Raw genomic sequence first — 11,977 nt, forward strand, 5'->3', positions numbered from 1 at the left:
CTTTCCTCAGCGAACGCGGCGAGGAGCGTTGCCAGCTCGGCCTCAACCGCTTGTTCGATCAGCTTGCGCGCACCCTCCCGGATGAGGTCCGTCAGTGGATCCGGCGAAAACCCCGATGGATCGGGCAGCGTGCTGATGGTAGTCTCCGACATGTGGCATATCCCTTTCTCGGCTGAGAATTGACGGCGTCTGAACACCGCCATGATATGCCGCCCCTCAGGGCATCACCAACTTTCGCGCGTTACTCCGGCCTTGCGGAAAGTCTGCGCAGGCTGCGCAGCGATCTGGTGCGCGGTGACGGAGAGCAGACCCGCATCGTGATTGCTAGCCAGCACGCGATCACGACCGCCATCGCGCCGTTGCTAGTTCAGACGATCACCGAGCCCGCCCATGTCGACATTCGCCTGCGCTCGGCCAACCGCGAGGATTGCTATGCACTGCTGCTGACGCGGCAGGCGGATTTCATGCTATCCTATAGTAGCGAACGCCAGCCACTGATCTTCGACCCGGATTTCATCGAGACCTGTGTGCTGGGGCGCGAGCGGTTGATCCCGGTCTTTTCCAGCCGCGAAGCGAGGCGTCTCGAAGCGGCGCTGGTCAGGCACGAAGTGCCGGTCATTCTTTATCCGACCGATGTGTTCCTGGGCAAAGTGGTCCGGGACGAAATCTGGCCGGGTTTCGATCTCGACATGTTCAAGCCCCATGCGGAAACCGCCCTTACGCCGGCGGCGCTGCAATTCGCGCTGATTGGCAGCGCGCTTGCCTGGATTCCGCGCTCTCTGGCTCTGCCGCATCTTCAGAAAGGAGATTTGCAGGACTGGAGCGAGACATTCGGCTTCTCCGAACTCTTGCTGAGTCTCGCTCGGCTGAATGGTTCTCGCAGTTCACATGCGGAAGCGGCCTGGAACGGTCTCGCTGCGAAAGGTCCGCGTCTGTTGGAACCTTTGGACTGAGCGCTTCATCCAGCGCGCCTGTCTCCGGACAGGGCACGGCTAGAGATCGTGCAGCCATACAGCATTTCCGGCGCAAAGCTTCATCGCTGTCCGTTCATACGCGAAGACTTGACCTCCGATGCTGGTCGTAGTGCGCGATGGCAGCCGTGCCTGACCACGCAGACCAATTTGCAGACCAATGTGAAGAAGCCTCAGAACCTTGCCCGACGTCGCAACAGCGGCATTGCACAGGAAAGGTCGTAGCCTTGAAGAAAACCGATCCCTTTTTGCTGCTGATGATCGGCGCAGTCGCGCTGGCGACCGTCATGCCGGCTACCGGAGCTACTGCCGGCCTTGTGGAGACGCTCGGCACGGCGGCCGTGGCGCTGCTTTTCTTTTTGCACGGCGCTGCACTGTCGCCGCGCACTATCCTGGATGGGCTCAAGCGATGGAAGTTGCATCTGTTCATTCTGACGACAACATTTGCGGTCTTCCCTTTGCTGGTTCTGCCGCTGAGATTGCTGCCCGCCTCGATCCTCCCTCCGGATCTGGCGCTCGGGTTCGTCTATCTGGGCGTGTTGCCCTCGGCCGTGTCATCCTCGATCGCCTATACTGCCATGGCCAAGGGCAACGTGCCCGCCGCCGTATGCAATTCCGCCGGATCGAACGTATTCGGGCTTTTGCTGACGCCGCTGCTGATGAGCATGTTGATCGGTTCGGCGGCCAGCGAGACGATGGATCTTTGCCAGACTCTGGCGGACGTGTGCCTGCAGCTTCTTCTGCCCCTCGGCCTGGGCCAGCTTGCCCATCGCTGGCTGGGTGGACCGTTGCAGCGCAACAGCCGATGGTTGTCGGACTATGACCAGTGGGTGATCGTTCTGATCATCTATTCCGCGTTCTCTCAGTCCGCCACGGCAGGGCTTTGGCAGGTGCTGCCGATTAGCGGATTGCTGTTGGCAGGGGCATTGTGCCTGGTGCTGCTTCTTGCGGTGATCGGCTTTACCATGACCGGGGCGCGCAGGCTGGGCCTGTCGCGCGCGGACGAGATCACGGCGGTTTTCTGCGGCTCGAAGAAAAGCCTGGCTTCCGGCTTGCCGCTGGCGCAGGTGCTGTTCGCGGGCGCCGCCGGCTTTGGCATGATCGTTCTGCCGATCATGCTTTACAACCAGATCCAGATCATGGTGGGCGCAATGCTGGCGCGGCGCTATGCAAGCGACGGCCTAGGCGCTTCAGGCCTGCGTGCGCGCGTCGTCGATCCATGACAGGAAGGTCTGCCTGGCCTTGCGGCGGCCTGCGTCGCGGGGCGTCAGGTTGGACTGGGTCAGGTAATAATCGAACTCATCCAGAACCGAGATATCCGACAGCTGAACCAGGTGCCCGGCGGCGAGATCGGGCTGGATCATCGCCAGCGAACACAGTGCGACGCCTTGCCCGGCCAGCGCCGCAGCGCGCAGCAGGTTGAAATCCTCGAAGATGCTGCCCGGCAAGCGCGTCGGTGCCGACAGACCGGCGCGGGCAAACCAGGTCTTCCAACCGGAAAGATCGGTGTCATGCAGAAGCCCCAGTTCCAGCAGCCGCTCGGCCGAAGCCTCGGTCGGGCCGTCCCCGACCAAGGCGCGGCTCGCTACCGGCATGCTGCGCCCGGACAGGAAGGGTTGGGACAGGATGCCTTCACCGGCGGGCTGTGCGTCGGCGAACGTGAAGGCCACATCCGTCGAGGTGAAGTCGATCTCGTGGCCATGATGGGCATAGATCACGCGAAGCTGGATGTCGGGATGCAGGGCCCGGAAAGCGGGCAGGCGCGGGATCAGCCAGCAAATTGCCACCGAGGGAATGGCCGCGACCACCAGGGCCCCTTCTGACGAGGCCGGGCGGGCCCGGCGGCACGCCGCATCGATGCCGTCAAAGGCCATGGTCAGGTCGCGCGCCAGAGCGACGGCGCGCGGCAGCAACTTTGGCGACCGACCCTTGCGATCGAACAGGGGCGCTCCAAGCCATTGTTCCAGATGCTTGATCTGGTGGCTGACCGCCGACTGGGTGACGTGCAGATCCTCGGCGGCGGCCTGAAAGCTGCCGGTCCGCGCGACGGCCTCGAATGCGCGCAAGGCATTGAGCGGCGGTTGCGACATGAAGGTCTTTCATGAGAAAATCTAAATGCAGGTTTATAAATGATCCTTTGACCGTTGCAAGTATCGGACGCATTTTCGCAGGAAATCTTGTGCGAGGAGGAATGGGATGACCGAACGCGAAAGACTGCAGGACTATGTCGGCAACGGGCGCAAGGCCAAGGGCACCTTCTCGGATGCCGAGATGCAGCGCCGTCTGGACGACATCCGCAAATATATGGCCGCCAACAAGATCGACGCGGCGCTGTTCACCAGCTATCACAACATCAACTATTACGCCGATTTCATGTTCTGCCAGTTCGGGCGGCGCTATGGCTTTTTCGTCGATCACCAGCACGCCACCTCGATCAGTGCCGGCATCGACGGTGGCCAGCCCTGGCGGCGCACCTTTGGTGGCCGGAACCTGACCTATACCGACTGGAAAAAGGACAATTATTTCCACGCCATCCGCCAGATCATCGGCGCCGCGAAACGCATCGGCATCGAATATGACCACGTCAATCTTGACACTCTGGCGCTGTTGAAATCCGAATTCCCCGGCGTCGAATTCGTCGACGTCGCCGCCCCGGCCATGCGGCTGCGCATGGTGAAATCGGCTGAGGAAATCGCCCATATCGCCGAAATGGCTCGCATCGCCGATGTCGGTGGCGCCGCCTGCGTCGAGGCCACCGCCGTGGGCGTGCCCGAACACGAGGTCGCGCTGCACTCGACCGCCACCATGGTCCGCGAGATCGCGAAATCCTGGCCCGAGGGCGAGCTGATGGACACCTGGACCTGGTTCCAGTCCGGCATCAACACCGATGGCGCCCACAACCCGGTCACCGCGCGCAAGATCGAAGCCGGCGACATCCTGTCGCTGAACTGCTTCCCGATGGTGGCGGGCTATTACGTCGCGCTGGAACGCACGCTCTTTGCCGAACATGCCAGCGACGAGCACATCCGGCTGTGGGAATTCAACTGCAAGGTCCATGACCGCGGCAAGGAACTGCTGGTGCCCGGCGCCAAATGCAGCGAGATCGCGGCTGAACTGAACGAGATGTATGCGGCCGAGAACCTGCTGCAATACCGCAGCTTCGGCTATGGTCACAGCTTCGGCGTCCTCAGCCACTATTACGGCCGCGAAGCGGGGCTGGAGCTGCGCGAGGATTGCGACACCGTGCTGGAGCCCGGCATGATCGTCAGCATGGAGCCGATGATCACCATCCCCGAAAGCCTGCCGGGCGCCGGCGGCTATCGCGAACACGACATCCTCGTGATCGAGGACAAGGGCAACCGCAATATCACCGGCTTCCCCTATGGCCCCGAGCATCTGATCGTCAAAGGCAAGGCCAAGGCGGCCTGACCCAGACCACCGGCGGGGCGAAAACCCCGCCGGTTTCGCTTTTGCAGGCGAAAAAGCCTGTCCGGCCGACCGGGAGGGTCGCGCCGCTGACGATGATCGTCCCCATCATCGGTTCCCATGGGAGGAGACCATGACCACCATGACCATCCCCGCTGCGGCGGGCTCGGACCGCACAACCGACGCTCAGGCCAGCCCGGCCGTCCTGCGCAAGGTTCTGACCGCAAGCTTCATCGGCAATTTCGTCGAGTGGTTCGACTATGCCTCCTACGGCTATTTCGCCACCGTGATCGCCGCGGTCTTCTTCCCCGAGATCGCGCCGCAGGCCGCGCTGCTGGCGACCTTCGCGGTCTTCGCGATCTCATTCGTCATCCGCCCGCTCGGCGGCATCGTCTGGGGCAGCATCGGCGACCGCATCGGTCGCAAGACGGCGCTCAGCTGGTCGATCCTCATCATGTCCGGGGCCACGACCGTCATCGCCCTGCTGCCGTCCTATCACCAGATCGGCATGCTGGCGCCGGTGCTGCTGCTGGTCGTGCGCATGGTGCAGGGCTTTTCCGCCTCGGGCGAATATGCCGGGGCGACGTCCTTCCTGGCCGAATATGCCCCGCCGGCGAAACGCGGTTTCTACACCAGCATGGTTCCGGCCAGCACCGCCGCCGGCCTGCTGGCCGGGTCGCTGATGTCGGCGGCGCTGTTTGCGGCGCTGGACACCCAGGCGCTGCAGGGCTGGGGCTGGCGGTTGCCGTTCCTGCTGGCCTTTCCGCTGGGGCTGGTCGGGCTCTATATCCGGCTGCGGCTCGAGGACACGCCGAAGTTCCGCGAACTCGAGGCCCGGCACCATGTCGAGGCGACGCCAACCCGCGAGCTGTTCATCACCTATCGCAAGCCGATCATCCGCGCCTTTGCCGTCACCTGCCTGAATGCCGTCGGCTTCTATCTGATCCTCAGCTATATGCCGACCTATCTGATTACCGAAATGGGCATGGAGGAAAGCGCCTCGTTCCTGGCCAACAGCATCGCGCTTTTTGCCTATATCTTCCTGATCTTCCTGATGGGCATGCTGTCGGATCGTTTCGGCCGCAAGACGGCGCTGATCGCGGCCTCGGTGCTGTTCATCGTCCTGACCGTGCCGCTGTTCGGAATGCTGGACGGCGCCAGCTTCGCGATGATCGTGCTGATCCAGGTGATCTTCGGCGCGCTGCTGACCGTGAACGACGGCACGCTGCCCTGCTTCCTGACCGAAATCTTTCCGACCCGGGTGCGCTATTCCGGCTTTGCCTTCAGCTTCAACACCGCCAATGCGCTGTTCGGCGGCACGGCGCCCTTCGTCGCCACCTGGCTGATCGGCGCCACCGGCAGCAAGACCGCCCCGGCCTGGTATCTGGTCGCCGCCGCCGTCGTGGCGCTGGTCGCCATGCTGGCCGCGCGCGAAACCGCCGGCAAGCCGCTGGAGGAGTGACGGCGACGAAGCGTCCGACGATCAATCGTTGACAGGCGAGAGCCGGCCCCCGTGGGGTCGGCTTTTGCATTCGCGGAAACCGGCGTTATCGGTTGATGACGCCCGGTTGATTGCAGGCCCGCGCAGGCAGGAAGGCCGCGGCAATGTCTTCCAGATGCAGCTGCATCGCATCAAAAGCGGCATCTCCATCCCCCGCGGCTATCGCCTCGACGATCCGCTGATGCTGATCGCTGTGGCTGGTCTGAAACGTCTCTGGCGCCAATCCGCGATAGCTGCGTTCCCAATCGCGTTGCCATGCGGCATGGCGACGGGCCGATGACAGCCACGCCATCGTTCCCGCGATGGCTGGACTGCGTGTCATCCGTGCGATCGCATTGTGAAAGGCGCTGTCGGCTTGCTCGCATTCGGCAAATCGCTGTGCGCGGCGCCCCCCGTCAACCAGCAGGTGCAGCTCCCTGATATCCGCCTCATCGCGGCGTGTTACTGCCTCCCTGGCTATGGCAGGTTCCAGAACAACGCGCGCCCGCAGCAGATCACCTGCCGATACCTCGGCTGGAAGCGTGGCAGAATGCAGCGACAGTGCGCGGGGTGGGGGACCGGCAAAGGTGCCCTGTCCGACATGGCGCCAGATCAGCCCCTGGCGCTGCAAGCGCGCAAGTCCTGCGCGCAAAGTCTGCCTGCTACAGCCGATGTGCTGCGCCAATGCGCGCTCGGGCGGCAGGCGGTCACCGATCTGCAAGTTCTCAAGCAGGCAAAGAAGCGCAGAACCGACATCAGCTTGATGCACCACGATGCTCCCTTGCCCAAACGCGATCGTCTCGATTTCTGATCACATTAGTTTCTCTCATTTCATCTTGAGCAAAGCTCCTTTGACGCCGTGCCCAATCCGGGCTTTTCTTCTCGGAAAAAAGGAACAATTCGCCACGCCGGCATTGGTCGGGCGGATGATAACCACATCCAACACGGGAAATCATCATGAAAAGAACTCTCATCCTTGGCACTGCGCTGGCCATGACAGCAACCGCCGCAATGGCCGAACAGATCACGGTGATGTCCTGGGGTGGCACCTACAGCCAAAGCCAGGTGGAAGCCTATCAAAAGCCCTTTACCGCGGAGACCGGCATTGGCGTCCTGTCGCTTGACAGCGACAACCCGGCCATTCCGCTCAAGGCGCAGGTCGAGGCAGGCAATGTCACGACCGACGTGGCGGATATCGAATATGCCGATGCCATTCGCCTGTGCGATGAGGGGCTGCTGGAACGGATCGACCCGGCCATTCTGCCTGCCGCCCCCGACGGCACGCCCGCGACCGAGGATTTCCTGCCGCAGGGGCTGAGCGATTGCGCGGTGGGCTCGATCGTCTTTTCGACCATCTACGCCTATGACCGCAGCCGCTATGGCGACAACCCGCCCAAGACCATCGCCGATTTCTTCGATGCGGAAAAGTTTCCCGGCAAGCGCGGCCTGAAAAAGGCGCCCAAGGCGTTATTGGAGATGGCGTTGATGGGCGACGGCGTTCCGGCGGATCAGGTCTATGAGGCGCTGGCCACGCCAGAGGGGCTCGACCGCGCCTTCGCCAAGCTGGATACGATCAAGCGGGACGTGGTCTGGTGGGAGTCGGGCGCACAGGCTCCACAGCTTCTGGCGGACGGAGAGGTGGTGATGACCACCGCCTATAATGGCCGCATCTTCAACGCCGCCGTATCCGAGGGCCGGCCGTTCGAGATCGTCTGGGACGGTCAGGTCTATGAGTACAACCTGTTCTCCATTCCCAAGGGCGCACCGCACAAGGATGCCGCGCTGAAATTCATCGCCTTTGCCACCGGCACGCAGCGGCTGGCCGATCAGGCCAAATGGATCAGCTATGGCCCGGCGCGCAAATCCTCGGCGCCTCTGGTCGGGCTGTATCAGGACGGCAAGACGGAAATGGCCCCGAACATGCCAACGAATCCCGACAATATGAAGAATGCGCTGGGATCGTCCTATGAGTTCTGGGCGGATCATGAGGCCGAATTGTCGGAACGCTTCAGTGCGTGGCTTGCGGCCAGCTAAGCGTTTCGGTCCTGGCGTAACCAGAACTGACCGGTCCCCCTGGGAAGCCGGTCAGTGCGTTCGCACATCCCTGGAAGGGGGATGCAGCGCCCCCCGTTTCCCCCTTATACGCATTCTGCGATTGCGATCTTGCACCAGTTCATAACTGCCGCTTCCTCGGGTTGCAGTTGAACCGCCATGCCCGAGGAAAACGTCTCGAAGCTGGCAAGATTAAGGCCGTTGACGCCAAGCAGAACCGGGATACCTCGCGACAGCGCCTCGGCGATAAGAGGTGCGAGTCCGCGGCCGTCGGCCTCCTGCTTGCCAAACTTGTTGACGATCATGAATTGGGCGTGCGGCAGGGCCGCCGCGGTTCCGACAACGGCCCGTTCCAGTGCATCGGCATCCAGTCGGCAGCCGCGCGCCAGATTGCCGCGATCTTCGCTGATGCGCAGGACCGGCCCGTCGGGCAGGACCAACACGTCCATGTCGCATCGCACCCGGTCGCTGCGCTCGATATTGGTCTGTACCGTGCCGGCAAGACGCAAGCCTTGCGCCCGCAGGCGCGCGGCGATCACTGCCAGAAATCGATCATTGGCACCGCGCCCGGGTAGGCTCACATATGCAAACTGCATGGAGGTTTCCTCTCCTTTGTGCCCTAGAGAGATGCCAAGGCCATCCGGTCGGCTTTGCCGACCGTGCCAAGATTGGAAATATCGCTCAATGCACTTCACTCAGGATCTTCTCGAAGGTCTTCTTGGCCTTTCCGGGCATCTTGGCTTCAAGGAAATCGGCGGGCGCCTCGGCGCCATCGACCTGAATCACCATCACCATGCCCATGCCCAGATGCGGCTTGCATTTCACGCCGATCATGCCGGGCGCGGTCAGTTGGACGTCGATCTCCTCGTTCAGCTTGCCCTCGAACGGCTCCTGCCCTTCGGGAACCATGCCTTTGATGGTTTCAGCATTGTGCCCCTTGTCGACCGCGATGAACTTGACGGTATCGCCGGTTTTCGCCGCGATGAAGTGGGGCTCAAAAACCATCGCGCCGGCCTCGCCCTTGTTCAACATCTTGACTTCATAGGTCTCGGAAAAGGCCGGAAGCGATACCAGCGACAGCAGCGCGGCGGAAAGCAGTGCATATTTCATGACTTGTCCTTTCATGTGATTCCCCGACCGGAAAGCAAGATTAGTGCCACAGGATCGCGGCTTCTTTCGCGGTGGGCCGGTGGCATGTCATGCTGCCAGCTCGCAATCATTTCTTCGGCGCGTCCGAAGCGTTTTCCATCAGGAATTGCGTTACCAGCGCCGCCTCGTTCTCGTCCAGACCAGCGCGAGGGAACATGGATGGGGTGATCCCCTTCCATTGGTTCTGGGTAAAGTGGGACACTTCACGGGGTCCATGGCATACCGTGCAGCGCTCATAGAAGATTTTTTCACCCTCGGTCGCGTCTGCGAGCAGCGCTTCCATGATCGTTGCGACACGGTCAAGACCAAGAACTTCCTCGTCGATGGCAGCGACCTCGTAATCCTCGATGATCTCTGGCTTTTCATAGGCGCGGTTCGGCCCTTCGGCGTCCTCGCACTTGCGCATCCGGCACAGAACGGTGTTTGCAGTCGTTGCCTGCGACAAGCCCGAAGACCTCTGTGTCGAGGTCAGGAAGTTCACCAGGCCGGAGTTGCATCGCCCCTTGCTGTCCAGCGAAGGCCAGCAGCCTTCATAGACCGATACCACGCCCGGCCGGATGTCGTCGGACAGGACCGCACCCACGATGATGCTGCCGCGGTCGTTGAACATCTCGACCAGATCACCATCGGCGATTCCGCGCTTTTCGGCATCCTGGCGGTTGATCCGCACCGGCTCGCGTCCCTGGATCTTGTAGAGATCGCGCAGGCGGGCAGACTGGTCCATCTGGCTGTGCAGCCGATACCACGGATGCGGACTGACGACGTGGACCTGATCCTCCTCGGCATTGCCCAGATACTCGTGCTTTTCCATCCAGATCGGATAGCCGGGGCAGTCGTCCAGGTTGAAGCCGGCGATTTCCTCGCAATACATTTCAATCTTGCCGGATGCGGTATGCAGAGGATTGGCGGCCGGATCTTTGTAGAAATCGCCGTGGCGGGTCCAGCGCCGGGCCTCGACAGGGGCGGGTTGGCGTGCATAGCCCTTGGTCCAGAACTCGTCGAACGGCGTGTCCTTGGCAGCGGCCGACCTCTCATAGGCGGCCTGAATATGGTCGATCAGCTCCAGCCCGTCGGTGAACTGCTGCCAGATGCCCATCTTGTCGGCCAGACCTTCGAAGATGTGATAGTCCGAGCGGCTTTCTCCCACCGGCTCGATCACCTGCTTCATGGCAAAGATCTTGTCGTTGGAATAGGTGCCGCCGACGCTGATGTCGTCGCGTTCCAGCGTCGAGGCTGCCGGCAGCACAATATCGGCCCAACGGGTCGCAGCGGTCCACCATACGTCGATGCTAAAGACGTGCTCGACCTTAGTAAGGGCACGGATCAGCCGATTGGTGTCCTGCTGGTGGCTCATGAAGTTGTTGCCGGCGTTGAAGACGATCTTGATGTCTGGATAGGTGCCTTCGTTGCCGTTGTAGGTAAATTTCTCGCCCGGGTGTTCCAGCATCTCGGTGATGCGGCTGGCCGGGCAGATGTTCTTGACCCAGTTGCGGCCCTGCGACAAGCCGGTGGGGGTGGACTTGCCCGATTGCGGCATCCCGCCGCCCCCGTAATGCCAGGAAAACCCTACGCCTTGGCCAGGCTTGCCGATCTTGCCGGTCAGCGCGGCAAAGTTCACGATGGCCCAATGGGTCATTTCGCCATGCTGAGCGCGTTGCAGCGACCAGGCACCGGCGATCTGGGTTTTTGATACGGCCAGCAGCTCGGCCAGTTCGCGGATCTTGCTCGCGTCGATCTCGGTAATGGCGGCAGCCCATTCCGGCGTCTTCGGCACGCCGTCGGTATTGCCTTTGATATAGGCGATCCACTTGTCGGCCCCAACCGTATATTTGTTCATATATTCTTTGTCTTCCAGGCCCTTTTCCAAGACGTGGAACGCCATGGCGCTGAACAGGGCGACATCGGTATTGGGCACGATGCTGATCCATTCGGCGTCCAGATAGTCGTCCGACGCCGTACGCTGCGGGTTGATCGAGATGAAACGGCAGCCGTTGTCGCGGATCTCGCCCCAGGGTGCATAGATCTGGTGGTCGGCCACGGTGTATTCGATACGGTTGTTCTTGATCGGGTCGCAGCCGACCAGTACGAAGACCTCGGTATTGTCTCGGATCACCTCCCAAGCAGTCTGTGCGGAGTAGACCTCCATGTCGCCGATCACGCGCGGCAGGCAGATCTGCGAGGCGCCGGCCGACCAGTCGCCCTGAGTGATCGTGCAGCCCCCAATCAGGTTGAGGAACCGCCCCTGCATCACGTTAGGGCGGAAGTTGCCGGCATTGGCCCAGCCGCCATAAGAGGAGCTGAAAATCGCCTGGTTGCCGTATTCGGACGCGGTGTCCAGTAGTGCCTTGGCCATCAGGCTGTAAGCGGTGTCCCAGTCCACGCGGACATAAGGTTCCTTGCCGCGCAATTGGGGTTTGATGTCACCTGTCTGCCAGTTGTCCAGATAGGATTTGCGGACCATCGGATATTCGATGCGTGAGGCGTCATAGGTACGATCCGCCACACCGAAAAGAAGCATCTCGTTGGGCTGTCCGTCCAACTCGGGAATGGCGTTCACCCCGATGAGCTTGCCGTCCTTCACAACGGCATTGAATGGGCCGTAATGGGTGGCGTGGAAAATTCGGTCCGGGAACGAGTTTGGGTCGATCGAGGCAAGTGCTCTGGTTCCGAAAAGGCCCACCGCACCAATCGCTGCAACGCCACCCTGTAGGAACGCCCGTCGCGTGGGTTGGAAAACAGTCATAACGACCTCCGACTCGCTTGCTTCTATCGATATCGCATATTGACCTGATATCTGATGAAGATGTCAACGGCGGAGACAAAACCGGCCACGGGGCGGCGCAAAACCAGGCCAGTGGCGGGGATTGAGCGCCATGGCGCGCGCGCTCGCCAGATAGCT

10 protein-coding genes and 1 pseudogene are annotated in these 11,977 nt (G+C 61.7%); 5 read left to right on the forward strand and 6 right to left on the reverse strand.

What is annotated here, in order from left to right:
* Window positions 1-152: pseudogene (locus tag DFP89_RS18845) on the reverse strand (IS256 family transposase); the annotation flags it as partial.
* A gap of 54 nt (window positions 153-206) precedes the next feature.
* Between DFP89_RS18845 and DFP89_RS18850 the strand changes: the two are divergent.
* On the forward strand, window positions 207-953 hold the full coding sequence (locus DFP89_RS18850; RefSeq protein ID WP_114350872.1) for a LysR substrate-binding domain-containing protein: 747 nt from the start codon (window positions 207-209) through the stop codon (window positions 951-953).
* Window positions 954-1,198: 245 nt separating this feature from the next.
* Entirely contained in the window at window positions 1,199-2,194 is a 996-nt protein-coding gene (locus DFP89_RS18855; protein WP_114350873.1) for a bile acid:sodium symporter family protein, read from the forward strand.
* Here the strand turns inward: DFP89_RS18855 and DFP89_RS18860 are convergent.
* The gene (locus tag DFP89_RS18860) at window positions 2,162-3,061 is read right to left on the reverse strand and encodes a LysR family transcriptional regulator (RefSeq protein ID WP_114350874.1); all 900 of its coding nucleotides are present in this window, start codon (window positions 3,059-3,061) and stop codon (window positions 2,162-2,164) included. The genes DFP89_RS18855 and DFP89_RS18860 overlap by 33 nt on opposite strands.
* Before the next feature lie 106 nt (window positions 3,062-3,167).
* Between DFP89_RS18860 and DFP89_RS18865 the strand changes: the two genes are divergently transcribed.
* Complete coding sequence (locus DFP89_RS18865) at window positions 3,168-4,400, forward strand: aminopeptidase P family protein (RefSeq protein ID WP_114350875.1); 1,233 nt, start codon at window positions 3,168-3,170, stop codon at window positions 4,398-4,400.
* 130 nt (window positions 4,401-4,530) lie between these two features.
* Window positions 4,531-5,859: an MFS transporter gene (locus DFP89_RS18870; RefSeq protein ID WP_181870401.1), complete on the forward strand. Its 1,329-nt coding sequence runs from the start codon at window positions 4,531-4,533 to the stop codon at window positions 5,857-5,859.
* An 85-nt stretch (window positions 5,860-5,944) separates the two neighbouring features.
* Here the strand turns inward: DFP89_RS18870 and DFP89_RS18875 are convergent, their stop codons facing one another.
* Entirely contained in the window at window positions 5,945-6,649 is a 705-nt protein-coding gene (locus tag DFP89_RS18875; protein ID WP_114350876.1) for a FadR/GntR family transcriptional regulator, read from the reverse strand.
* A gap of 185 nt (window positions 6,650-6,834) precedes the next feature.
* On the opposite strand from DFP89_RS18875, the gene DFP89_RS18880 reads away from it, so the two are divergent.
* Window positions 6,835-7,911, forward strand: a complete 1,077-nt coding sequence (locus tag DFP89_RS18880; RefSeq protein ID WP_114350877.1) for an ABC transporter substrate-binding protein — start codon at window positions 6,835-6,837, stop codon at window positions 7,909-7,911.
* 104 nt (window positions 7,912-8,015) lie between these two features.
* Here DFP89_RS18880 and DFP89_RS18885 read toward each other — a convergent pair whose 3' ends face one another.
* The 3 genes from DFP89_RS18885 to DFP89_RS18895 all read right to left on the reverse strand — a co-directional run bounded on the left by DFP89_RS18885 (window position 8,016) and on the right by DFP89_RS18895 (window position 11,821).
* On the reverse strand, window positions 8,016-8,525 hold the full coding sequence (locus DFP89_RS18885) for a DUF2478 domain-containing protein (RefSeq protein WP_114350878.1): 510 nt from the start codon (window positions 8,523-8,525) through the stop codon (window positions 8,016-8,018).
* Between the two features lie 85 nt (window positions 8,526-8,610).
* On the reverse strand, window positions 8,611-9,039 hold the full coding sequence (locus DFP89_RS18890; protein ID WP_114350879.1) for a pseudoazurin: 429 nt from the start codon (window positions 9,037-9,039) through the stop codon (window positions 8,611-8,613).
* A gap of 106 nt (window positions 9,040-9,145) precedes the next feature.
* Window positions 9,146-11,821, reverse strand: a complete 2,676-nt coding sequence (locus DFP89_RS18895; protein WP_114350880.1) for a molybdopterin-dependent oxidoreductase — start codon at window positions 11,819-11,821, stop codon at window positions 9,146-9,148.
* Window positions 11,822-11,977 lie beyond the last annotated feature (156 nt).

The organism is Paracoccus lutimaris, from assembly GCF_003337565.1.
Classification (GTDB): domain Bacteria; phylum Pseudomonadota; class Alphaproteobacteria; order Rhodobacterales; family Rhodobacteraceae; genus Paracoccus; species Paracoccus lutimaris.